Origin of the sequence: Streptomyces sp. Root431 (assembly GCF_001426585.1) — a bacterium.
In the GTDB taxonomy this organism is placed as follows: Bacteria; Actinomycetota; Actinomycetes; order Streptomycetales; family Streptomycetaceae; genus Streptomyces; species Streptomyces stackebrandtii.
This window is the reverse complement of sequence record NZ_LMEI01000013.1, coordinates 145149-169268: the sequence shown is the minus strand read 5'-3', so window position 1 is coordinate 169268 and position 24120 is coordinate 145149. Positions and strand designations below refer to the sequence as shown.

18 protein-coding genes and 1 tRNA gene are annotated in these 24120 nt (G+C 73.3%); 15 read left to right on the top strand and 4 right to left on the bottom strand.

Annotation, left to right across the window (positions count from 1 at the left end; all coding sequences use genetic code 11):
• The first annotated feature begins 37 nt into the window (after positions 1-37).
• The 8 genes from ASC82_RS26215 to ASC82_RS26180 all read left to right on the top strand — a co-directional run bounded on the left by ASC82_RS26215 (position 38) and on the right by ASC82_RS26180 (position 13012).
• Positions 38-1114: an ABC transporter ATP-binding protein gene (locus ASC82_RS26215; protein WP_242427787.1), complete on the top strand. Its 1077-nt coding sequence runs from the start codon at positions 38-40 to the stop codon at positions 1112-1114.
• Positions 1111-1884, top strand: a complete 774-nt coding sequence (locus ASC82_RS26210; protein WP_056652880.1) for an ABC transporter permease — start codon at positions 1111-1113, stop codon at positions 1882-1884. Before ASC82_RS26215 ends, ASC82_RS26210 begins: the two co-directional genes overlap by 4 nt.
• Before the next feature lie 14 nt (positions 1885-1898).
• On the top strand, positions 1899-2690 hold the full coding sequence (locus ASC82_RS26205; protein WP_024759188.1) for an ABC transporter permease: 792 nt from the start codon (positions 1899-1901) through the stop codon (positions 2688-2690).
• A gap of 167 nt (positions 2691-2857) precedes the next feature.
• Positions 2858-3055 (top strand): hypothetical protein, encoded by a 198-nt coding sequence (locus ASC82_RS26200; protein WP_056652877.1) that lies wholly within the window; start codon positions 2858-2860, stop codon positions 3053-3055.
• Positions 3056-3350: 295 nt separating this feature from the next.
• Entirely contained in the window at positions 3351-6197 is a 2847-nt protein-coding gene (topA, locus tag ASC82_RS26195) for a type I DNA topoisomerase (RefSeq protein WP_056652874.1), read from the top strand.
• Between the two features lie 122 nt (positions 6198-6319).
• On the top strand, positions 6320-9676 hold the full coding sequence (gene tmk / locus ASC82_RS26190) for a dTMP kinase (protein WP_079039487.1): 3357 nt from the start codon (positions 6320-6322) through the stop codon (positions 9674-9676).
• A 100-nt stretch (positions 9677-9776) separates the two neighbouring features.
• Positions 9777-10565, top strand: coding sequence for an ABC transporter ATP-binding protein (locus ASC82_RS26185; RefSeq protein ID WP_056652871.1), 789 nt, complete (start codon positions 9777-9779; stop codon positions 10563-10565).
• A gap of 20 nt (positions 10566-10585) precedes the next feature.
• A complete protein-coding gene (locus ASC82_RS26180) occupies positions 10586-13012 on the top strand; it encodes an FtsX-like permease family protein (RefSeq protein ID WP_242427786.1) in 2427 nt (808 codons plus the stop codon).
• Here ASC82_RS26180 and ASC82_RS26175 read toward each other — a convergent pair.
• Together ASC82_RS26175 and ASC82_RS26170 are read right to left on the bottom strand one after the other, a co-directional pair.
• The gene (locus tag ASC82_RS26175) at positions 13002-13646 is read right to left on the bottom strand and encodes a response regulator transcription factor (protein WP_056652865.1); all 645 of its coding nucleotides are present in this window, start codon (positions 13644-13646) and stop codon (positions 13002-13004) included. The two genes, ASC82_RS26180 and ASC82_RS26175, sit on opposite strands and share 11 nt — an antisense overlap.
• Positions 13634-14878 carry a sensor histidine kinase gene (locus ASC82_RS26170; RefSeq protein ID WP_056652862.1) on the bottom strand — a complete coding sequence of 415 codons (1245 nt, stop codon included), beginning with the start codon at positions 14876-14878 and terminating at the stop codon, positions 13634-13636. Before ASC82_RS26170 ends, ASC82_RS26175 begins: the two co-directional genes overlap by 13 nt.
• Positions 14879-15038: 160 nt before the next feature.
• On the opposite strand from ASC82_RS26170, the gene ASC82_RS26165 reads away from it, so the two are divergent.
• The 4 genes from ASC82_RS26165 (at position 15039) to ASC82_RS26150 (ending at position 18528) form a co-directional block, all read left to right on the top strand.
• Positions 15039-15218, top strand: coding sequence for a hypothetical protein (locus ASC82_RS26165; RefSeq protein ID WP_056652859.1), 180 nt, complete (start codon positions 15039-15041; stop codon positions 15216-15218).
• Between the two features lie 177 nt (positions 15219-15395).
• On the top strand, positions 15396-16598 hold the full coding sequence (locus ASC82_RS26160) for a DNA polymerase III subunit delta' (RefSeq protein ID WP_056652856.1): 1203 nt from the start codon (positions 15396-15398) through the stop codon (positions 16596-16598).
• Between the two features lie 211 nt (positions 16599-16809).
• A complete protein-coding gene (locus ASC82_RS26155; RefSeq protein ID WP_056652854.1) occupies positions 16810-18375 on the top strand; it encodes an alpha/beta hydrolase in 1566 nt (521 codons plus the stop codon).
• A 79-nt stretch (positions 18376-18454) separates the two neighbouring features.
• Positions 18455-18528, top strand: a tRNA-Thr gene (locus tag ASC82_RS26150).
• Positions 18529-18650: 122 nt separating this feature from the next.
• Here ASC82_RS26150 and ASC82_RS26145 read toward each other — a convergent pair.
• Both ASC82_RS26145 and ASC82_RS26140 read right to left on the bottom strand, forming a co-directional pair.
• Positions 18651-20261, bottom strand: a complete 1611-nt coding sequence (locus ASC82_RS26145; protein ID WP_024755866.1) for a site-specific integrase — start codon at positions 20259-20261, stop codon at positions 18651-18653.
• Entirely contained in the window at positions 20258-20932 is a 675-nt protein-coding gene (locus ASC82_RS26140) for a hypothetical protein (protein ID WP_024755865.1), read from the bottom strand. Before ASC82_RS26140 ends, ASC82_RS26145 begins: the two co-directional genes overlap by 4 nt.
• A 95-nt stretch (positions 20933-21027) precedes the next feature.
• On the opposite strand from ASC82_RS26140, the gene ASC82_RS26135 reads away from it, so the two are divergent.
• From ASC82_RS26135 to ASC82_RS26125, 3 genes are all read left to right on the top strand, one after another.
• On the top strand, positions 21028-21258 hold the full coding sequence (locus ASC82_RS26135) for a hypothetical protein (RefSeq protein ID WP_056654239.1): 231 nt from the start codon (positions 21028-21030) through the stop codon (positions 21256-21258).
• 223 nt (positions 21259-21481) lie between these two features.
• Positions 21482-22807: a DUF3631 domain-containing protein gene (locus ASC82_RS26130; protein WP_024755863.1), complete on the top strand. Its 1326-nt coding sequence runs from the start codon at positions 21482-21484 to the stop codon at positions 22805-22807.
• Between the two features lie 384 nt (positions 22808-23191).
• The gene (locus ASC82_RS26125) at positions 23192-23884 is read left to right on the top strand and encodes a DUF2637 domain-containing protein (protein ID WP_024755862.1); all 693 of its coding nucleotides are present in this window, start codon (positions 23192-23194) and stop codon (positions 23882-23884) included.
• The last annotated feature ends 236 nt before the right edge of the window (positions 23885-24120 follow it).

Here is a 24120-nt window from a genome sequence, read left to right as displayed (position 1 = left end):
TGGCAGCGCCCCTCCGCCGGCTTCTACCGTCCGCCGCATGCTCGCAATCGAGGCGGACGCGCTGCGCCGCACCTACACCAGCAGGGCCGGGTGGCTGAAGCCCCGGCGGACCGAGACCGAAGCCGTGCGCGGGGTCACCTTCGAGGTGGCGCCGGGGGAACTCTTCGGCCTGCTCGGCCCCAACGGCGCCGGGAAGACCACCACCATCAAGATGCTCAACACCCTGCTCCTGCCGACCTCCGGCACGGCCCGGGTGTTCGGCCACGACGTGGCCCGCGACCCCGTCGCCGTACGCCGCAGGATCGGGTACGTCTTCGGCGGCGACCGCGGCCTGTACGACCGGCTCTCCGCGCTCGACAACCTCCGCTACTTCGCCGAGCTGTACGGCGTCGAGGCCCGCGACCAGAAGCGGCGCATCGCCGAACTCCTCGACCTGGTCGGCCTCGTGGGCCGCGAGAAGGAACGCGTCGAGGGCTACTCGCGCGGCATGCGGCAGCGCCTCCACATCGCCCGCGGCCTCCTCCACCGCCCCGACGTCCTCTTCCTCGACGAGCCGTCCATCGGCGTCGACCCCGTCGCCGCGCGCGATCTGCGCCGTACGGTCGCCGACCTGGCCGCCGGCGGCACCACCGTCCTGCTCACCACGCACTACATGGCCGAGGCCGACGAACTCTGCGGCCGGATCGCCGTGATCGCGGGCGGCCGGATCCGCGCCCTCGGCACGCCCGAGAGCCTCAAGTCCCGTGTGCGGGGCCGGGACGTCCTGGAGATCGAGGCGTACGGCGTGGACGAGGAACGCCTCGACCGGGTGCGCCGCATCGACGGCGTGCGGGGCGCGTCGGTCGAGGACCGGGGAGCCCTTCAGATCGTCACCGTGCAGACCGGCCGGGGCTCCGCCGAGCTGCACGGACCGGTGCTGACCGCGCTGGACGGCGTACGGATCGGGCGGGTCACGAGCCGCGAACCGTCCCTGGAGGACGCCTACATCGCGATCGTGGAGGAAGCGGCGGAGGCCGCGGTCGGGCTCGCGGAGGCCGAGGAAACCCCGGCGGGCGTGCCCGGTGGCGTGACCTCTGGCGTGACCGATGGCGTGACCGAGGAGCTGTCCGTATGAGGCGCGTCCTCCGGCTGATCCTCGTCGGCGTGCGCACCCACGTCTCGTACATGTCGCGCTCCCCGATCGAGATCACCTTCGCCGTCCTCGTCCCGCTCGTCTACGCGACCCTCGCCGTCTACCTCTTCCGGGCGGCGGGCGACCCCGACCGGCTGCTCACCGCCTCCGTCGGCGCCGGACTGATGGGCATCTGGGGCTCGGTGCTCTTCGGTTCGGGCGGTGCCGTGCAGAACCAGCGGTGGCTCGGCACGCTGGAGACCCTGGTCGTCGCGCCGGCGCCGCTCGCGCTCGTCCTGCTCCCGATCACCCTCGCGACCGCCGTCATCGGCACGTACGCGATGGGCGCCACGGTCCTGTGGGGCGTGGTCCTCTTCGGCGTCCCGCTCGACTTCGCGCACCCGCTGCTCTTCCTGCTCGCCGTGCCCGTGTGCGTCCTCGCGCTCGGCATGATGGGGCTGCTCCTCGCCGCCACGTTCGTCCTGCTGCGCAACGCCAACGCCCTGGCCAACCCGCTGGACACACCCGTCTGGCTGCTGTCCGGACTCCTCGTTCCCGTCACCGTGCTGCCCGCCTGGACGCACCCGCTGTCCTGGGCGCTGCCCACCACCTGGGGCGCGCGGGCCGTGCACGCGGCGACCTCCGGCGGGGACGTGCTCACGCCGCTGCTCGCCGCCGTCGCCCTCGGGGCCGGATACGCCCTGGCCGCCGTCCTCGTCCTCGGGCGGGTGGAGCGCCGGGCGCGCGCCGCCGCCACCCTCGCGCTCACCTGAAAGGCCAGACAGAGATGTTCCGTTTCCCCGGCACCGCCCGGCTCCTCGTCGTCGGCGGGGCGATCTCCTACCGGGCGCTCTTCAACTGGACGACCCCGCCGATGTTCATCGGAACCCTGCTGGTGGGGCCGCTTCTCCAGGTCTTCTTCTTTGTCTTCCTCGGGCGGGAACTGGGCGTCGCCGACGACCGTTTCCACCTCGTAGGGAACGCCGTCCTCGCAGCTTCCACCTCCTGCGTGTACGGCGGCACGATGGCCGTCGCCAACGAGCGGCGGTACGGGACTCTCGGCGCCGTCCTGCTCTCGCCCCGGCACCGGGTCCCGCTCTGGACCGGACGAGCCCTCCCGTACGTCCTCAACGGGCTGTTCGTCAGCGCGTTCGTGCTCACCGCCGCCGCGCTCGTGCTCGGGCTGCCCGTGCCCGCCGGGGCGCTGCCCGCGCTCGGCCTGGTGCTGCTCGCCGCCGCCGGTGCCTGCTCGGCTTTCGGGCTCGCGCTGGGGGCCCTCGGGCTCCGCTTCCGCGACGTGTTCCTCGTGTCCAACGTGGCGAGTTCGGTGCTCCTCCTCCTGACGGGCGCCGCCGTGCCCCGGGAGTCGCTGCCGGAGTGGATGCGGTTCGCCGGCGAGCTGCTGCCGCTCACGCACGCGGCGGACGCGGCGCGGCGGCTGACCGCGGGCGGAGGTCTGGACGGGGCGCTGCTCGGGACCGAGCTCGCGGTGGGCGCCGGCTGGGGGCTGCTCGCCGTCGCCCTGCTGGCCGCCTTCGAGCGCGGCAGCAGGCGCCGGGCCACGCTCGACACGATGTGACGGAGGAGAAGGAGAGGGAGTGAGGAGTGGGTCACTACCGGCCATCTTCGTGAAACCGTACGGGACGGTCCGCGTCGTTCACCCGGAATTCGCATCACAGATGCCCGGAGGTGCCAGCCTCGGCTGCGGGAGACGAACACCGCACGTGGACGGAACGGGGTACGGGCATGGAGAGCGGGCCGGCGATCTTCGCGGGAGCGGCGTTCACGCTGTTCGGAGCGGCGCTGCTGGTGTGGACCACCGTGCGGACGCTGCACCGCGCGCCCGTGGCGTACGGGGTCGCCCCGCGCACGGCCGTGGCGTTCACGAGCCTCTTCGGCGCGCTCTTCCTCCTCCTCGGCGTCTGGTGCTTCGGCAGGCTCTGAGTCCCCTCCGGATCCTCCTCCGGATCCCCTGCGGATCCTCCTCCGGATCTCTCTCGCGATCTCGCTCCGGAGCTCCGGCGCGTCCGCCCGCCCCGCCCGACCGGGAGTCCGGGCGGCAGGAATGCCAGGACTCGGGTTACCGTTCGAGTGGCCGTTGCGGGCTTTCGCCGTTTGACACGGGGGCGGGTTGTACCGTCACACTCCGCAGCGACGGGAGCGTCACCGTCCGTGCCGCTGCCGTGCGTGCCAGTGCCGTAGGTGCCCAGAGAGTGTCGATCCGGAGAGAAGAGCGAAGTTGTCCCCGACCAGCGAGACCGCACACGGCGGCCGCCGACTCGTCATCGTCGAGTCGCCTGCCAAGGCGAAGACGATCAAGGGCTACCTCGGCCCTGGCTACGTCGTCGAGGCGAGCGTCGGGCACATCCGCGACCTCCCCAGCGGCGCCGCCGAGGTGCCGGAGAAGTACACCGGCGAGGTGCGCCGCCTCGGAGTCGACGTCGAGCACGACTTCCAGCCCATCTATGTCGTCAACGCCGACAAGAAGGCACAGGTCAGGAAGCTCAAGGAGCTGCTCGCCGAGTCCGACGAGCTCTACCTCGCCACCGATGAGGACCGCGAGGGCGAGGCCATCGCGTGGCACCTCCAGGAAGTCCTGAAGCCCAAGGTCCCGGTCCACCGGATGGTCTTCCACGAGATCACCAAGGACGCGATCCGCGAGGCCGTCGCCAACCCGCGCGAGCTGAACCAGCGCATGGTCGACGCCCAGGAGACCCGTCGCATCCTCGACCGGCTGTACGGCTACGAGGTCTCGCCGGTCCTGTGGAAGAAGGTCATGCCGCGGCTGTCCGCCGGCCGCGTGCAGTCCGTCGCCACCCGGCTCGTCGTCGAGCGGGAGCGCGAGCGCATCGCCTTCCGCTCCGCCGAGTACTGGGACCTCACCGGCACCTTCGGCACCGGCCGTACCGGTGACGCCTCCGACCCGTCCTCGCTGGTCGCGCGCCTCGCGGCGGTCGACGGCAAGCGCGTCGCCCAGGGCCGTGACTTCGGCGCCGACGGGCGGCTGAAGTCCGACAGCGTGCTCCACCTGGACGAGGAGAAGGCACGGGCGCTCGCCGCCGCGCTCGCCGACACCGCGTTCGCCGTGCGCTCGGTCGAGTCGAAGCCGTACCGCCGCTCGCCGTACGCGCCCTTCCGCACCACGACCCTCCAGCAGGAGGCGAGCCGCAAGCTGGGCTTCGGTGCGAAGGCGACCATGCAGGTGGCGCAGAAGCTGTACGAGAACGGCTTCATCACCTACATGCGTACGGACTCCACGATCCTGTCCGACACCGCCGTCTCGGCGGCCCGGGCGCAGGTCACGCAGTTGTACGGCGCCGACTACCTGCCGGAGAAGCCGCGCGTCTACGCGGGCAAGGTCAAGAACGCCCAGGAGGCGCACGAGGCGATTCGCCCTTCGGGTGATCGTTTCCGCACTCCGGCGGAGACCGGCCTGACCGGCGACCAGTTCCGGCTCTACGAGCTCATCTGGAAGCGGACCGTCGCCTCCCAGATGAAGGACGCGACCGGAAACTCGGTCACCGTGAAGATCGGCGGCCGCGCCGCCGACGGCCGTGACGCCGAGTTCTCGGCGTCCGGCAAGACGATCACCTTCCACGGCTTCATGAAGGCGTACGTGGAGGGGGCCGACGACCCGAACGCGGAGCTCGACGACCGCGAGCGGCGCCTGCCGCAGGTCGCCCAGGGCGACGCGCTGACCGCCGACGAGATCACGGTGGACGGCCACGCGACGAAGCCGCCGGCCCGCTACACCGAGGCCTCGCTGGTCAAGGAGCTCGAAGAGCGCGAGATCGGCCGCCCGTCGACGTACGCGTCGATCATCGGCACCATCCTCGACCGCGGCTACGTCTTCAAGAAGGGCACGGCCCTCGTGCCGTCCTTCCTGAGCTTCGCCGTCGTCAACCTCCTGGAGACGCACTTCGGGCGGCTCGTCGACTACGACTTCACCGCCCGGATGGAGGACGACCTCGACCGCATCGCGCGGGGCGAGGCCAAGTCCGTGCCGTGGCTGAAGCGCTTCTACTTCGGTGAGGGCGACGGCACCGGCCAGGGCGGCGCGGCGGACGCCGGGAACGGCGACGGCGACCACCTCGGCGGCCTCAAGGAGCTCGTCACCGACCTCGGCGCGATCGACGCGCGCGAGATCTCCTCGTTCCCCGTCGGCAACGGCATCGTGCTGCGCGTCGGCCGCTACGGCCCGTACGTCGAGCGCGGCGAGAAGGACGCGGAGGGCCACCAGCGCGCCGACGTCCCGGACGACCTCGCGCCCGACGAGCTGACCGTCGAGCACGCCGAGGAGCTGCTCGCCAAGCCGAGCGGCGACTTCGAGCTGGGCGCCGACCCGGTCAGCGGCAACCAGATCGTCGCGAAGGACGGCCGCTACGGCCCGTACGTCACGGAGATCCTGCCCGAGGGCACCCCGAAGACCGGCAAGAACGCGGTGAAGCCGCGCACGGCCTCCCTCTTCAAGTCGATGGCGCTCGACACCGTCACCCTGGAGGACGCGCTCCGGCTGATGTCCCTGCCGCGGGTCGTCGGGGCGGACGCCGAGGGCGTCGAGATCACCGCGCAGAACGGCCGCTACGGCCCGTACCTGAAGAAGGGGACGGACTCGCGGTCGCTCACCGACGAGGAGCAGCTCTTCTCGATCACGCTGGAAGAGGCCCTCGCGATCTACGCGCAGCCGAAGCAGCGCGGCCGGGCGGCGGCCAAGCCGCCGCTGAAGGAGCTGGGCACCGACCCGGTCAGCGAGAAGCCGGTCGTCGTCAAGGACGGGCGCTTCGGCCCGTACGTGACGGACGGCGAGACCAACGCCACCCTGCGCACCGACGACAGCGTGGAGACGATCACGCCGGAGCGCGGCTACGAGCTCCTCGCGGAGAAGCGGGCCAAGGGACCGGCGAAGAAGACCGCCAAGAAGGCCCCGGCGAAGAAGACCACGGCGAAGAAGACGGCCACGAAGACGGCGGCGAAGAAGACCACCGCCGCCAAGACCACGGCCGCCAAGAAGACCGCCGCGAAGAAGACCACGGCGGCGAAGAAGACGACCGCGGCCAAGAAGACGGCGGCGTCGCAGCCGGAGTAGACGCAGGGTGTGACGAAGGCGGGGCGGGGGCCGGGTGGCCCCCGCCCCGCCTTCGTCACAGGCTCGTCCGGATGTTCGGTCGGAGGCCGCGGGGAGCAATGCCGTCCGGATAGGGTGGACGGATGACGCGAGCAGAGCAGCCAGACCGCCTCGGCGATTCCGACGCCGCACTCGTCGCGGATTCCCAGGAGCGTTCCGTACGGGCCCTCCTGCGCCATCAGCCCTTGCGCAGGCTGTGGGGCGCCCAGGTGGCCGGCAGTGTCGGCGACGCCCTCGCCCTCCTCGTCCTCGTCCTCCTGGTCCTCCAGGCGGCCGTCGTCGAGGGCGCGTTCGGGGGCGGGTACCGGGGGGCCGCGTTCGCCGTGGCCGCCGTCGTCGGTACGCGCCTGCTGGCCACGGTCCTCTTCGGGGCCGTCCTCCTCGGGCCGCTCACCGCGCTCACCGGGCCCGACGGCCCGCTCGACCGCCGCTGGACCATGATCGGCGCGGACGGCCTGCGCATCGCGCTCCTCGTCATCGCGCCCCTGTGGATCGACTGGATCCCCGACAGCGCGCTCTGGTACCTGCTCGGCACCGTCTTCGTCACCGGGGCGGCCGAGCGGCTCTGGACCATCTGCCGCGAGGGCGCGGCGCCCGCGCTGCTGCCCGCCCCGCCGCTGGAGGGCGACGCCGTACGGCCGCTGCCCGACCACCTCGGCGCGCTGCGCCGGCTGTCCCAGCGCACCGGCTTCCTCGCCGTGCCCGCCGCGGCCGCCGTCCTGCTCGTCGCCACGCTCGTCGGCGATCTGCTCGGCACCGGACTCGACTGGTTCTCGCTGCACCAGGCGGCCCTCGGCTCGTACGTGGCGGCCGGCCTGTTCGCCGCCTCCGTCACCGGCCTGTACGCGATGGCGCTGCCCGGCGGGCGGACGCCGAGGCCCCGCTCGCCCCTGGAGGGGCTGCGCCGCCCGGCAGCCGAGAAAGGCGCCGACGAGGGGAAGGGCCGTACCGGCGTCCTGCCCCTGCTCGTCCTGACCTGCGCCATCGTCGCCGGGGCGATCGCCGCGGCCGCGTCCCTCGCCGTACTCCACGCGTACGACCTGGGCGGCGGCCCCCTCACGTACGCGCTCCTGATCCTCGCGCTCAGCGGCGCCACCGCCGTCGGCATCCGCACCGCCGGCTCCGTCCTGCCCGTCCTGTCCCGGCGCCGGCTGCTCGCCCTCGCGACCGCCGTCACCGGTGTCGCGCTGATCGCCATGGGCCTGGTGCCGGACACGGCGACCGTGCTGTTCCTCGCCGTCCTCGCCGGCTACGCGGCCGGTGTCGCCGCCAACACCGGCCACACCCTCGTCGACCAGGAGACCGAGGAACCGCGCCGCGCCCGGACCACCGAGCACCTCCAGGCCAACGCCCGCGTCGGCATGGCCGTCGGCGCGCTCGCCGCGCCGCTGCTCGCCGCCGCCATCGGGCAGTACCGGCTCGCCGCGGAGAGCGCCGTCTTCGCGCACGGCGGCGCGGCCCTGACGCTCGCCCTGATCGGCGCCCTGCTGCTGCCGGTCGCCGCACTCGTCCTCGCGAAGACCGACGACCGCGCCGGTGTCCCGCTCCGCCGCGACCTGCGCGACGCGCTGCGCGGCTCCGACCCCGCCCAGGCGCCCTCCCCGACCGGCTTCTTCATCGCCCTGGAGGGCGGCGACGGGGCCGGGAAGTCCACGCAGGTCCAGGCGCTCGCCGAGTGGATCCGGGCGAAGGGCCACGAGGTCGTCGTGACCCGCGAGCCCGGTGCCACCCCGATCGGCAAGCGGCTCCGCTCGATCCTCCTCGACGTGTCGTCGGCGGGGCTCTCGAACCGCGCCGAGGCCCTGCTGTACGCGGCCGACCGCGCCGAGCACGTCGACTCCCTGGTCCGGCCCGCGCTGGAGCGGGGCGCCATCGTCCTCTCCGACCGGTACATCGACTCGTCCGTGGCCTACCAGGGCGCCGGCCGGGACCTGTCCCCGACCGAGATCGCCCGCATCTCGCGCTGGGCGACCGACGGGCTCGTCCCGCACCTCACCGTCGTCCTCGACGTCTCCCCGGCGACGGCCCGGGAGCGCTTCACCGAGGCGCCCGACCGGCTGGAGTCCGAGCCGCCGGAGTTCCACGCGCGCGTGCGGGCCGGTTTCCTCGCCCTCGCGGCCGCCGACCCGAGCCGCTACCTCGTCGTCGACGCCGGCCAGGAGCCCGAGGCCGTCACCACCGTCGTACGCCACCGGCTCGACCGGATGCTGCCGCTCTCCGAGGCCGAGGTGAAGGCCGCCGAGGAGGCCCGCCGGAAGGCCGAGGAGGAGGCGTGCCGCCTCGCCGAGGAAGAGGCCGCCCGCAAGGCCGAGGAGGAGCGCCTGGAGCGCGAGCGGCAGGAGCAGCTCGCCAAGCTCCGCGCCGAGGAGGAGGAGCGCAAGCGGCGCGAGGAGGAAGAGGCGCGCCGCCTGGAGGCCGAGCGTCAGGCCGAGGAGGCCCGCCGGAAGGCCGAGGAGGCCCGGGTGGCCGCCGAGCTCGCCGCCGAGGAGGAGCGCAAGCGCCTCGCCGCCGAGGAGAAGGCCCGTCAGGAGGAGCAGGAGCGGATCCGCAAGGAGGCCGAGGAAGAGGCGCGGCTGCGGGCCGAGGCCGAGGAGCGCCGCCTGGAGAAGCAGCGCAAGGCCGAGGAGGCCCTGCTCCGCGCCGAGGAGGCCCGCCGGATGGCCGAGGCCGCCGCTGCCGCCAAGGCGGCGGAGGAGGCCGCGCTGAAGGCCGCGGCGGAGAAGGTCGCCGCCGAGGCGGCCGCGAAGGCCGCTGCGGAGAAGGCCGCGGCCGAACGGGCCGCATCGGAGAAGGCCGCCGCTCAGCGTGCCGCGGCGGCGGAGGCGGCCGCGGCGAAGGCCGCCGAGGAGAAGAAGGCCGCGGCGGAGAAGCGCGCGGCGGCCGAGCGGCGTGCCGCCGAGCAGCGGGCCGAGGCCGAGCGGGCCGCCCGGGCCGCCGAGGAGTCGGCGAACGAGGTCACGGTGGCGACGCCGGTCGTGAAGCCGGATGCCGTGGACCCCAGGACCGGCGCCGCGAAGGACCCCCGGACGGGCGCCACGCCTGCTCCCGAGTCCGAGGCCCCCACGGTCTCGCCCACCGAGGTCACCGTCGCCACGCCGATCGTGAAGCTGCCGGAGGCCGAGACGGCCGTCCTGCCGCAGATCAAGGACCCGCGGGCCGTCGACGAGACCGCCGTCCTGCCTCCCGTACGGGACTCCCGGGCGTCGGACCCCGCCGACCGGGTGCCGCAGGGCATCTTCCGTGACGAGCGGAGCGGGACCCGGCCGGAGCCGCAGGGTGCGAACGACCGGACCCGCGAGCTGCCCCAGCTCGACGAGAACGGGCAGCCGCGCCGCCGCTCGGACTGGGCCGAGGAGACCCCGCTCGACGACCTGCCGACGCTCGCGGACGAGCTGTTCGGCCCGCACGACGACGAGAACGACCGCGGTCGTCGCCGCTGACCCGCCCTGCACATCCGGGTTGAGGGTGTAGCTAGCTCCACCCTCAACCCGGAAGCCAGCTCCATACCGCCGTGACCTGCGGTTTTCTAGCGTTGTCGGCATGATGACGACAGCAGCGACGGAGAGCGGTGCCGCACTCGCCCTGGAAGGGGTGAGCCGGACGTACGGAGCGACCACGAGGTCCCGGGGCGGTGCGCCCGCGCTCGACGGAGTGGACCTCGTCGTGCCGCGCGGGCGGTTCGTGGCGGTGATGGGCCCGTCGGGCTCCGGGAAGTCCACGCTGCTGCGCTGCGCGGCTGGCCTCGAACGGCCGACGGCGGGCACGGTACGCATCGGGGGCACCGACCTCGCCACGCTGAAGGCGGCCGGCCTCACCCGGCTGCGGCGCGACCGCGTCGGCTTCGTCTTCCAGTCGCTGAACCTCGTCTCCGCCCTGAACGTGCGGGAGAACGTCACCCTGCCGCTGCTGCTCGCCGGCGCCCGCGAGGGCCGGGAGCTCGACGGCCGCGCCCTGGCCGGTCTCGCGGCCGTGGGACTCGCCGACCGGGCCGAGGACGCGCCCGAGAACCTCTCCGGCGGCCAGCGGCAGCGGGTGGCGATCGCGCGGGCCCTCGTCAACGAACCCGAGGTCGTCTTCGCCGACGAGCCGACCGCCGCGCTCGACCCCGTCACGGCCGCCGGGGTCCTCGCCCTGCTGCGGCGCGCGGTGGACGAGCGCGGCCGGACCGTCGTCCTCGTCACCCACGACCCGGTGGCGGCGGCCTGGACGGACGAGGCGGTGTTCCTGGAGCGCGGCCGGCTGGTCGGCCGCCTCGACCGGCCGGACGAGGCCGGGGTCCGCGCGGCCCTCGGCGCGCCGACCGAACGGCACCTGGCGGTGGCGCGGTGAAGCGGGCCTGGAACCCTGCGGTGAGGCTGCTCGCCACCCGGTCGCTGCGGACGCACCGCAAGGCGTGGGCGGCCGTCTTCGCGGCCGTCGCCGTCACCTCGGCGCTGCTCGGCGCCCTCGCCCTCGCCGCCGGGTCGGTCGGACTCGGCCACGCGCGCGTGGAGCGGTACGCGGCGGCGCCCGTCGTCGTCGCGGGCGACCAGGAGGTCAGCTGGACGACCGATCCCCCGGTGAGCGAGCCGACCACGGTCTCGGCGGGCCTGACCGAGCGGGTACGGATCCCGAGCGCGGCCGTCGACGTCCTGCGCGAGGTCCCCGGCGTCCGGGCCGCGGTCCCGGACGACACCTTCGTCGTACGGGGGACGGGCGCCGGCACCCCCGCCGAGACGTACACCGGGCGGTCCTGGGAGGCCGCCTCGCTGGCGCCGTACAAGCTGCTCGACGGGCGGGAGCCCCGTAAGGCCGCAGAAGTCGTGGTCGGGGCCGGAAGCGGCGCCGGTGCCGGGGTCCGGGTCGGGGAGACCGTGGCCGGGCGGACGGTCGTCGGTGTGGCCGACGGGCCCGCCGCCCTCTACGTCACCGCCCCGGAGGCGCGGCGGCTCGCCGGGCACCCGGGCGCCGTCGACGCCGTAGGGGTCCTCGCCGAGCCGGGCGTCCCCGTGGACACCCTTCACGCGCGCGTGCGGGCCGCTCTGGACCGTGCCGGACTCAAGGACACCGCGTCGGGGCAGCCCCTCCGGGCGCTCACCGGCGACGGCCGCGGCGGCGTCGAGTACCTCGCCGCGCCGCCCGCGCGGACCCAGCTCCTCGAACTCCTCGCGGCCGTCTCGGGGACGGTCCTCCTCATCGCCGTCCTCGTCCTGTCCTCGCTCGTCGCGCAGGCGCTCGGCCAGCGCGGCGCGGAGCGGGACCTGCTGCTCGCGGTCGGCGCGACACCCCGTCAGGTGCGGGCCGCCGCCGGCCGGGAGGTGACCCGGGTGGCGGGTGCGGCGGCGGTGCTCGGCGCGGTGGCGGCCGTACCGGCGTTCCTGGTCGCGTGGTCGATGCTGCGGGCCCGTACCGGAGTCGTACCGGAAGGGCTCGTCCTGCCCACGCCGCCCTGGCTGTTCGCCGCCGCGCTCATCGTCGCGGCCGCCCTCGTGGTGGGCCTCGCCCGGCTCGTCGTCCTCTTCTCGACCCGCCGGGCGGGCCGTCAGGGGCCGGGGCGTGCGCGCCGCGTCGGCGGGCTCGTCCTGCTCGCCCTCGGCGCGGGCGCCGCCGTGACCGCCACGACGCAGGGCGGCGAGGCGGCCGGCGCCGCGGCCGGCGCGGCCACGGTGACGCTCGTCTCCGGCTGCGCGCTGCTCGGGCCGTGGATCGCGCGGGGCGCGATGCGGATCCTGGACGGGGCGTTCCGCCGGCTCGGCGGGGCTCCCGGGCGGCTCACGGCGGCCGGCGCGGCCGCGCACTCGCGGCGGCTCGGGGCGGCCCTCACCCCGGTCGTCCTCGTCACCGCCTTCGCGCTGGTGCAGCTCACCGCGGGATCGACCATGGTCCGGGAGGCCGAGGCGCAGGCGAGGTCCGCGACCACCGCGGACCTCGCGGTCGCCGGCACGACGGCGGAGCAGGTGCGGAGGACGCCGGGCGTGACCGCGGCGACGGACGTGCTGCGCTCGACGGTCGTCCTCGCCCGCACGCAGGCCGGTACGCCGCGCCTCGACCGGCTCCCGGTCCTCGGCGTGGACGCCGGCGGTCTGAAGGGCACGCTCGACCCGGGCGTGGTCGCGGGCGACCTGGCCGGACTCGCCGGGCGCGGGACGGTCGCGGTCGGCGCGGACATGGCCGGTTCGCTGGACGTACGGCCCGGTTCGACGGTGGCCCTGCGGCTCGGGGACGGCACGGAGAAGCGGCTGCGGGTGGTGGCGGTGTACGCGCGCTCGCTCGCCCTCGGCGAGTTCCTGCTGCCGAAGGCCGAACTGGCCCCGCACATGACCGACCCGTACCCCGCGCGCGTGCTGGCGGCGAAGGGGGACGCGCCTTCCGACGCGGCTCGTTCCGGCTCCGCCGTCGTACCCGAGCAGGTGACGACGGCCGGGGCCGAGCTGAACGGGATCGTCTCGGCGGCGGTCCTCACCGCGATCGGCGCGCTCACCGTCCTCTCCGTCCTGAGCACCCTCGCCCTGATCGGCGCCGGACGGCGCGGCGAGCTCGCGCTGCTGACCCAGGTGGGCGCCTCGGCCGGTCAGGTGCGCCGGATGCTGGGCCTGGAGGCCGGGTTCCTGACGGCCACGGGGCTGCTCCTCGGGGGCGTGGTCGCCGCGCTGCCGCTGACCGCCTTCGCCTGGGCCCTGACGGGCGGCCTGCCGTACCTGCCGCCCGCGCAGGCCGCCCTGCTCGCGGGGACCGTGGTCGTCACGGTCGTGGCGGGCGTGTTCCTGCCGGTTTCGGGGCGGCGCCTCAGGCGTTGAGGTACGCGAGCACGGCGAGGACCCGGCGGTGGCCGCCGCTGTCGCTCGGCGGCAGGCCGAGCTTCGCGAAGACGTTGCCGATGTGCTTGTGCACGGCCCGCTCGGTGACCACCATCGAGCGGGCGATCGTGCCGTTGTCGTGGCCCTGGGCCATCAGTTCGAGGACCTCGCGCTCGCGCGGGGTGAGGGAGTCCAGCGGGTCGTCGCGGCGGCGGGCGAGCAGCTCGGCGACGACCTCCGGGTCCAGGGCCGTACCGCCGGACGCGACCCGCTCCAGGGCGTCGAGGAACTCGTCGACCCGCCCGATCCGGTCCTTCAGGAGGTAGCCGACGCCCCGGGCGCCGCCGCCGAGGAGCTCGGCCGCGTACGTCTCCTCCACGTACTGGGAGAGGACGAGCACGGGAAGCCCGGGGAGCTGCTCGCGGGCCGTGAGCGCCGCCCGCAGCCCCTCGTCGCGGAAGCCGGGCGGCAGCCGTACGTCGAGGACGGCGACGTCCGGGCGGTGCTCCAGGAGCAGCGGCAGGATCTCGGGGCCGGTGGCCGCGACCCCGGCGACCTCGTGGCCGGAGGAGGACAGCAGCAGCACCAGGCCTTCCCTGAGGAGGGCGTTGTCCTCGGCGATCACCACACGCACGGAAGCTCCACTTCGATCACGGTCGGGCCCCCCAGGGGGCTGGTCAGTCGTACGGTGCCGTCCAGCGCGGCGACCCGGCGGCGCATGCCCGTCAGGCCGGAGCCGCCGCGCTCGCCGGCCTCGGCCCCGCCGCGGCCCTCGTCCCGGACGAGGACGCTCAGGCCTGTGGGGCGGCGGGAGAGGGCGACGGAGGCGCGGGCGGCGCCGCTGTGCTTGGCGGCGTTGGTGAGGGCCTCCGCGACGACGAAGTACGCGGCGGCCTCGACGGCGGCGGGGGCGCGGGGGCTGTCCTTGGAGAGGGGGCCGTCGGGGGCGAGAGGGCCGTCTGCGGAGAGGCCGTCTGCGGAGAGGGGGTCTGCGGAGAGGGGGTCTGCCACCGACACGTCCACCTCCAGGCCGCTGCTCGCGGCGAGCGCCCGGACCGCGCCGGTCAGGCCGCGGTCCGTGAGGATCGGCGGGTGGATGCCGCGTACGACGTGCCGCAGCTCCGCCAGCGCCTCCTCGGCCTGTTCCTGGGCGTCGTCGAGGAGCGCCCGCGCGGTCGCGGGATCGGAGTCGTACGCCCTCTTGGCCAGGCCGATCCGCATGGAGAGCGCGACGAGCCGCGCCTGAGCGCCGTCGTGCAGGTCGCGTTCGATCCGGCGCAGCTCGGCGCCGTGCGCGGCGACCGCGCCGGCCCGGGTGGCGGTCAGCTGCTCGACACGGGCGGCGAGCGCGGCGTCCCGGGCGGCGGACGGGGACGGGGTGAGCAGGGCGCGCGACCAGTCGGCCTCCAGGTCGGCGAGCCGGCCGATCAGCGGCAGCAGCACCGGGCGGTTCCCGGCGAGCCCCGCCCACACGCCGTCGACCGGCAGCGCACACACCCACATCACGAGCGTGACGCACCACAGCGCCACCCCGTAGACGGCGTGCGCGGCGGCCCAGATCAGATCCCGGTGCGTGCCGGGGTCGGTGACGGCGGTCCGCACACGCGCGGGGAGGGGGCCTTCGAGCGGAAGGTACGCCGCCGGGACGGGCACACCGGTTCTGGCGGCGGTACGGCGCCGCTCCGCGCCCGCGAGCACGCGCAGCAGCAGGACGCTCTCGGGGAGGACCCCGGCGCCGAGGACGGTGAGGGTGAGGAAGGCCGTGAAGAGGGCGACGCCTGCCATCAGCTGACAGAGGATCGCGAGCGCGGCCCCGGTCAGGAGGTGGAACCAGGCCCGGGCCGCATCCTTGATCGCCTCGCGCATTACGCCAGGTTAGGCGGTGTCCGGCGGAGGCACGGTGGTGCAGGCTCCACCATCGGTCCGGGGGCGGGCACCGCTGTGCGGGGACGGGGACGCGGCGAAGATCGAATAGGCGCCCGACGCCACCCCACACCCCGTACCTCACACCCTCTTGGAGATCCCCATGCGGTTCCTGCTCTGGATGCTGTTCACGGCGGGCGTCCTCGCCAACGCCTACATCAACACCCTCGCCGGCTGGACCGGCGCCGCGCACGTCACGGCGAGCATCTGCTCGGGGGTGCTCGTGCTCGGCTCGGCGGTCGGCCTGTGGCTGACCCGCGCCCGGGCACGTGACGCGTTCTGACGGTGGCGGCCTCACGGCGGTGGCGGTCTGACGGCGGCGGCCTCACAGCGGCGCGGCCTCACGGCGGTGGCGACCTCACGGCGGCGCGGTCTGCCGGCGGCGCGGTCTGACGGCCGGTCGGCGGGGGTTGTCAGAGCGCTGCCCCACAATGGAGGGCGTACCTGAGGAGGGGCAGACATGGCCGTATGGGACGACCTGGTCGGACAGACGCGGGTCGAGGAGCAGCTCGCCGCCGCCGCGCGCGACGCCGACGCGCTCGTGACCGCCCATGCCGCCGGAGAGCCCGCCCCCGAGGCGTCGAAGATGACCCACGCCTGGCTGTTCACCGGCCCGCCGGGGTCCGGGCGGGCGACCGCGGCGCGGGCGTTCGCCGCCGCGCTGCAGTGCGTGAGCCCCGACCGGGCGATGGGCGGGATCCCGGGCTGCGGATTCTGCGACGGCTGCCACACGACGCTCGTCGGCACCCACGCGGACGTGGAGATCGTCCGTACGGACCTGCTGTCCATCGGCGTGAAGGAGACCCGCGAGCTCGTCCGGCGCGCCCAGCTCTCCCCGGCGGGCGGCCGCTGGCAGGTCATCGTCCTGGAGGACGCCGACCGCCTCACCGAGGGCGCGGGGAACGTGCTCCTGAAGGCCATCGAGGAGCCCGCGCCGCGCACGGTCTGGCTGCTCTGCACGCCCTCCATCGAGGACGTGCTGCCGACGATCCGCTCCCGCTGCCGCCTCCTGACCCTGCGGACGCCGCCGGTGGAGGCGGTGGCCGACGTGCTCGTGCGGCGCGACGGCATCGAGCCGGAGGCGGCGTACGCCGCGGCCCGCGCGACCCAGGGTCACATCGACCGGGCGCGGCGGCTCGCCACGGACGAGCGGGCCCGGGCGCGCAGGGCCGTCGTCCTCAAGCTGCCGCTGCGGGTCGCGGACGTCGGCGGCTGCCTCAAGGCCGCCCAGGAGCTGGTCGACGCGGCGGCGGAGGACGCGAAGCAGGTCGCGGAGGAGGTCGACGTCAAGGAGACCGAGGACATGAAGGCGGCGCTCGGCGCCGCGCAGGGCGGCCGGATGCCCCGCGGCACGGCCGGGGTGATGAAGGACCTGGAGGAGCGGCAGAAGCGGCGCAGGACGCGTACCCAGCGCGACAGCCTGGACCTCGCGCTCACCGACCTGACCGGCTTCTACCGCGACGTGCTCGCGCTCCAGCTCCGCTCGCGCTCGGCCATCGCCAACGTGGACGTGCGGGACGCGCTGGAGCGGATCGCCGGGGACAGCACCCCGGAGCGGACCCTGCGCCGGATCGAGGCGATCCTGGCCTGCCGTGATGCCCTCGACCGGAACGTGGCGCCGCTGCTCGCGGTGGAGGCGATGACGATGGCGCTCCGCGAATAGGGCGTGTTCCGAAAGTCCCGCCCGCCTGGTGACGCCTGGCACGCACGCTCTAGGGCCTGTCCGGCCCGGTCCCTGCGAAGCGTGCGATTGGACACGCTCCGCACTCGTCCCGATACGCTCCGGGAATGGACTCCACTAGGGCCTGTCCGGCCCGGTCCCTGCGAAGCGTGCGATTGGACACGCTCCGCACTCGTCCCGATACGCTCCGGGAATGGACTCCAGGCGTGTGCTTCGTACGTCCGCCACGGCCCTCGCGGCCGCCGGGCTGATCCTTTCCGGCTGCACGGGCGGAAGCGACGCGTCCGCGACCCGTACGACGACGACGTCGGCCGCCCGCGCTTCCGCCACCACCTCGCCCGACGGCGAGGCGCTGAAGAAGTACTACGGCCAGAAGTTGGCGTGGCGCGACTGCGGTGTGCCGGGGTTCCAGTGCGCGACGCTGCTGGCCCCGCTCGACTACGCGAAGCCGGACGGCGGTGACGTGAAGCTGGCGGTCTCGCGGGTGCGGGCCGCCGGCCCGGGGAAGCGGCTCGGTTCGCTCCTGGTCAACCCCGGCGGGCCCGGCGGATCGGCCGTCGGCTACCTCCAGGGGTACGCGGGCATCGGCTACCCCGCCCCCGTCCGCGCCCGCTACGACATGGTGGCCGTCGACCCGCGCGGGGTCGCCCGCAGTGAGCCGGTCGAGTGTCTGACGGGCCCGCGGATGGACGCGTACACGCAGGTGGACCAGACGCCCGACGACGCGGCGGAGACGAACGCGCTGAGCGCGGCCTTCAAGGAGTTCTCGGCGGGCTGCGAGAAGCGCTCGGGAAAGGTCCTGCCGCACGTCTCCACGGTCGAGACGGCCCGTGACATGGACATCCTTCGGGCGGTGCTCGGCGACGAGAAGCTGACCTACGTGGGGGCCTCGTACGGCACGTTCCTCGGCGCCACGTACGCCGAGCTGTTCCCCGGCCGGGTCGGCCGCCTGGTCCTCGACGGGGCCATGGACCCGTCCCTGTCCGCGCTCGACCTCAACCGCGACCAGACCGCCGGCTTCGAGACCGCCTTCCGCGCCTTCGCCGCCGACTGCGTCACCAAGCCGGACTGTCCGCTCGGCACCGAGTCGGTCGCGGCGGCCGGCGAGGCGCTGCGGGCGTTCTTCCGCGACGTGGACGCGAAGCCGGTGCCCACGGGCGAGAGCCGCGAACTCGGCGAGTCCCTCGCGACGACGGGCGTGATCGCGGCGATGTACGACGAGGGCGCCTGGCCCCAGCTGCGGGAGGCCCTCACGCGGGCGATCGGCGGCGAGGGCTCGGGCCTGCTGGCCCTGGCCGACAGCTACTACGAGCGGGAGGCGGACGGCACGTACGCCAACCTGATGGCCGCCAACGCCGCCGTGAACTGCCTCGACCTGCCGGCCGCCTACGCGGGCCCCGCCGACGCCGCGAAGGCGGCCCCGTCCTTCGAGAAGGCTTCCCCGGTCTTCGGCGAGGGCCTCGCCTGGGCGGCCCTCAACTGCACCTACTGGCCCACACGCCCCACCGGCAGCCCCCACCGCATCACCGCCGAGGGCGCCGCCCCGATCCTCGTCGTCGGCACCACCCGCGACCCGGCCACCCCCTACAAGTGGGCCCGCTCCCTCGCCGACCAGCTCTCCTCCGGCACCCTCCTGACGTACGACGGCGACGGCCACACCGCCTACGGCCGGGGCAGCGACTGTGTCGACACCGCCATCAACGCCTACCTCCTGGAAGGCACTCCTCCGCCGGACGGAAAGCGCTGCTCACAGGCGTGATCCAGGGGTGGTCGGAGCACCCCCGGAAACTGTGTAGACTTGGCGGCGCTGCTGCACCCAACATGGGTCTGCACGGCAAGCCGCCTTAGCTCAGTTGGCCAGAGCAACGCACTCGTAATGCGTAGGTCTCGGGTTCGAATCCCGAAGGCGGCTCGGAATTACCCCAGGACTCACTCGCCGTGACCTGGGGTTTTTTCATGCCCTTTACCTGAGCGGGCATGCGGCGGCGGAGGTTCGGAATCCCGTGCGTGAGCGATGCGTGAGCGGAGGGGCTGTCAGCCCTTCTTCGCGACCTTTTTGGCCTTGGCCTTCTTCTTCCGCTTGGCCTTCGCCTTCTCGGCCTTCTTCGCCTCCTTGGCAGCCTGGTGGACCTGCGCTTCTTGCTCGGCCTTGCGCTGCAGCGGGACGAGCTTCGCGGTGGCCTCGGCGGCGCTCTTGCCGACGTGGGGGAGCACGCTCTGGTAGATGTCGCGCGTGATCCGGGTGTCGCTGTGCCCGAGTGTGTCGGACACGATCTTGATGTCTATGTCGGCGGCCAGCATGAGGGTGGCCGCCCCGTGCCGGAGGTCGTGCAGCCGGATCGGCGGCAGGCCGGAGGCGGCGACGAGCCGCTCGAAGAGGTCGGTGACCTTGCCCGGGTGGAGCCAGGAGCCGTCCTCCTGGGTGAAGACGAGCCCGGTGTTCACCCAGGCCGATCCCCACTCCGCGCGGTCGGCTGCCTGCTGCTTGCGGTGCCGCTCCAGGACGCCGACGGTGTCGTCATCGAGCGCGACCACCCGGAAGCCGCTGTCCGTCTTCGGCTCGGACGCCTCGACCTCCCAGTCGTCCTGGACGAGCTGTCCGGTCACGGTGAGGGAGTGCCGGTCGAGGTTGGTCTCCGACCAGGGCTGCCCGCATGCCTCACCTCGCCGCAGGCCGCGGAAGGCGATCAGGTGCCACATCGCGTACAGCCGGTCCTCGGCGACGAAGTCGAGGAAGGCGCCGGTCTGTTCCGGCGTCCAGACCATCACGGGGGACGGCTTCTCGCCGGTCTGCTCCCACTTGGCGACCCGCTCGTCCGTCCATACGAGCGCCTTCGGCTTACGCACCGGATCGATCTCGACATGGGCCGCCGGGTTGAACGTGATGATCTGCTGCCCTATCGCGTCGTTCAGGGCCGCGCGGAGCGTGGCCTTGATGTGCTGACGCGTGGCGGGGCCGGTGACGCGGCGGAAGGGCGGCATCGCGTCGATCGCGGCCTTCATCGCCTTGCGGCGGGCGCGGTTGGCCACACCCTTCCACGGGACGGTCGCCAACTCGTCGACCGCTGCACGCCGCTGGGCGTTCTGCTCCAGGAGCTCGGCGTTGGCGTCGGTGATGGCGGTGAACATGTCGCTGAGGTGGCTGACGCGCAGCCGGTCGAGACGCCGGTGGCCGATGTGCGGCTTCAGGTGCACCCGGACGTCGGTCTCGTACCGGCTGATGCCCGACTTTCGGATGCGCTTGCCGGCGAGCCACCGATCCAGCCACTCGGCCACGGTCAGGCTGCCGATGAGATCCTGGCCGGCCCTGAGCCGGCGCCGGGTCTCCTCCACGTCCGGCAGGGGCAGCTTCTCACCGCTGACCTCTGCCAGCATCGCGGCGATCAGCTGGACGCCTTCGGGGTCGTCGGCCTCGGCAAGCCCGAGGAGGGCGCGTACATGGTCGAGATCGGCCTGGGCGGCCTTGAGGCTGCTGTACCCGCCGCGCGCGAAGGACCGCCGGCTGCCGTCCTCGCGGGGCGGCAGCTCCTGGCGTACGGAGTACGTGCAGTGATTCCTACTGTTGCGCTTGGGGCAGGAAGTGCCGAGTTCCTTGCCGGTCTTGGGGTCGCGGCAGGCGCAGCGGCGGTAGGTGGAGCCTTTCAAGCGTCTTCCTCCTGGTCGGGGTCAGGCTGCGGCTCGATGTCCTCGAGCCATGGGGACGGTTCGGGTGGGGTGGCGCCTTCCCCGCGGATGTCGTCACGGAGGTCGAGGAGTCGGTGCTTTGCTTCTTCGGCCAGCTGGGCGTACTCGCCGGCTTTCCGCTCTGCTTCCTCGCGCTGGGCGGGGTTGGTCGCGGTCTCTACGGCGAAGGCGGCGCTTTTGGCCTCGCGTCGTGCGGCGATGATGGTGCGGGTCAGGCTGGCGTGTCGGTTGAACTCGGGGATGAGGCCGTCGTCGATCCCGAGCTCGTCGGCTTCGCCGGTGAACTTCCGCATGGCGTCCCAGGTCGGGATGAGCGAGTGGAAGGGGAGTTCCTGCGTTCTCTCGACGTGGCCGAGGGGGAAGATCAGGCAGATCGGATGCGTCTCCAGGGCCGCGGCCAGCACCATGACGTCCACCAGGGGCAGGTTCGCCCTTCGGCCGGATTCCAGGTTGGCGATCACGTTGCGGGGGATGGGGTGCCCGAGTTCTTCGCAGCGGTCGGCCAGCCGTTGGGCGCTCCACCTCCTCTCCTTCCTGCGGCGCCGGACTTCGCCGGCGACGTTGTTCCTGATGCGGTCGACCCACTCCGGGAAGTCGTCGTCCTCTTCATCATCGAAACCGTGTTGTGTCATGGCGACACAGTAGCTTCTTCATGATGGCTCTCGTTGGCCTGGAGCCGGACGCGACGACCGTGTTCGCCGAAGGCTGTGAGGAGAGGGGGCGCTGCGTGCGCGACGACACCACGGGAACCGGCCCGAAGGGCATGAGTCGGGACGAGTTGCTGGCTCTGCCGGCCGCCGTTGACCTGGACACGGGCAACCGTGCGCTGGGTCTCGGGCGGAGCAAGGGCTACGAGCTGGCCAAGCGAGGCGAGTACCCGTGCAGGGTCCTGCGCCTGGGGAAGGCGTACCGCGTGGTGACGGCGGACCTGCTCAGCCTGTTGGGGCTGGCTGCGTGAGGGCGGAGAAAGGTAGCAGGCGGTTCTGCGCTGAGCTGACACAGAATCGCTGGACTGTTGCCGGGCGTGGACGTACGGTCCGTGTTCCCTCGCCCCGCTCGGGAAGCGAGAGAGCCTCCGGCGAGGCAACGCCGGAGGCTCAACAACCCCCCGCCCGTAATCCCACGAACGACCCCGCGCGCCGGGCCCGTATGCCTGGCGACGCGAGAAGAGGAGCTGCCCAGTGCAACCCGCGATGCCCGAGCCCTATTCCGACCAGGGCACGTCCCCGTGGCCGCCCGTCGCCGTGCCCGGACAGCTGGGCCGGACCGCAGCAGAGACTGGCCAGGCCGCTGGCGCCCCGGCGCTGACCTCGCCGCCCGCCGAGCGGTGTCCCGAAAATGAACGGCCTGACCTCGACCCCAAGCGGTGTCCCGAGACGGAACAGACGGATCCGGAGCCGACGCACGGATCGGAACTGCTCGACGAACTGCGTGCGCAGATATCGAAGTTCGTCATCCTGCCCTCCGAGCAGGCGCTCGACGCGGTCACCTTGTGGGTGGCGGCGACGCATCTGCAGCCCGCGTGGCAGCACGCCCCGCGCCTGGCGGTGGTGGGACCGGCGAAGCGGTGCGGCAAGTCCCGGCTGCTGGACGTGCTGACCGAGACGGTCCACGAGCCGATGCTCACGATCAACACCACGCCGGCGGCGGTCTTCCGCTCGATCACTGAGGAGCCGCCCACGCTCCTGGTGGACGAGGCGGACACGATCTTCGGCACGCCCAAGCAGGCCGAGAAGAACGAAGAGATGCGCGGCCTACTGAACGCCGGCCACCAGCGCAACCGCTACGTGACCCGCGTGGTCGGCAACGACCACACGCCCCACCGGTTCGCCACCTTCGCCATGGCGGCCATCGCCGGGATCGGCGACCTGCCCGACACGATCATGGACCGGTCGGTGGTCATCCGCATGCGCCGACGAGCCGACGGCGAGACCGTCCGGCCCTTCCGGTCACGACGGGACATCCCCGCACTACACGGCCTGCGCGACCGCATCGCTGCGTGGGCGGGTCCCCTGGTGGACGAGGCCGCCGACCTGGAACCGGCGATGCCGGTCGAGGACCGGGCCGCAGACACCTGGGAACCCCTCGTCATCGTCGCCGACCTCGCCGCCGGCACCTGGCCGCGTCGCGCCCGTACCGCGTGCGAGCAGATGGTCGTCGCCGAGACGGCGGCCGAGGAGGACCACCCCAGCGGGGCCCGCATCCTGGCCGACATCCGGCGCGTCTTCGCCTCGCAGCGCGAGGTCGACAGCCTCTCCACGGAGGAGCTGATCCACCACCTGCGCCAGGATCCGGAGAGCCCGTGGGCCGAGTGGGGGCGCAGCGGGCTCAGCCCGCGTGATCTCGGCTCGATGCTCCGGCAGTTCGGCATCAAGCCCGGAAACGTTCGCATCGTCGACGGAACCCAGCGCAAGGGCTACATGCGCAACAAGTTCCTCGACCCCTGGCGCCGCTACTGCCCGACCGTCCACCCGGTCGAGGCCGCACCCACCCTCCCGCAGGGCTGACCCTGCCCCACACGCTGGTTGCCGTCCTTGCCGTCCTTGCCGTCCTTGCCGTCCTTGCCGTCCTTGCCGTCCCTGCCGTGATTCCGCAGGTCAAACGGCATACGCGCAAGACGGCAGCCGGGCCCAAGACGGCAACACGATCGCACCCGCCCGCGCAGGCCGCCGGTACGTCGCCCGCATGCGTCTCGTGCCGTCCCACGCGTACGTGCCGTATCGCCGCAGGTCACCGGCCATGAGGCCAAGACGGCGGGCCGACCCGCGCCGTCTCCACCGGGACACGGCCAGGACGGACGCCTACCGGGCCTGCCGTACCGGCCCTGACCTGCGCTTGCAACGGCCAAGACGCCCAAGACGCATCACGCCACCACCACAGGAGCACCCCGCTTGACCACCCCTGCCATACCCGCCCACCACCGCACAGCCCACCAGGCGACCGGCTGGGACCGCGCCGCGATCCTCACCCTCGGCGCCGCCGCGTGTGCCCTCTCGTACGACGCACTCCAGCAGATGGCCGTCGCCATCCACATCCGCGGGTTCCTCACCTACCTCTTCCCCCTCGTGATCGACGGGTTCATCGCCTACGGGGTACGAGCCCTCCTCGTCCTGCGCACCGCCCCGTTCCGAGCCCGCCTCTACGTATGGACCCTGTTCGGAACAGCGACCACGGCGAGCATCTGGGCGAACGCCCTGCACGCTCTCCGCCTCAACCAGCAGGGGACATCCGACGGGCTGTACCTGGGCGACGCCACGGTGGGCGTCCTCTCCACCATCGCGCCGCTCGCCCTGGCCGGCGCGGTCCACCTCCACATCCTGATCACCCGCGAGACCACGATCGAGGCTCCGGAACAGTCGGCCGGGGATACGGAGGCCAAGCGGCGAGGCGGACGACCGCCGGACGCCTCGCTGGAGGACCTGGTCGAAATAGGCCGCGCCGCTGCCGCCGAGCAGGGCGAGCTGTCCCGAGCGGTTGTCCGCACGGCCGTGCAAGCCCAGGGGCTCGGCATGGCCGGCAAGCGACTGACCGAGGTCATGAACATCCTCCGGGCCGAGGCGAAGGACGCTTCCGAAACCTCCTGACCTTCCGAACCCCGAGCCCGGGTGGGGTGGTCGGAACCCTTCCGACCACCCCGACCGCGGCCTTGTCCACACCCTGGGGGCCGCTCCTGTGGATACGCACACGCGCCCCCGACATCCGCTTCCGTCCCGCGCATCGGAGAACGCCCGTGCCCCGCGACTCCCACGACGACGCCACTATCAGTACCGACACGGCGTCCCTCCAGCCGAAGTCGTTTACGTTCATGGACCGTTTGCGG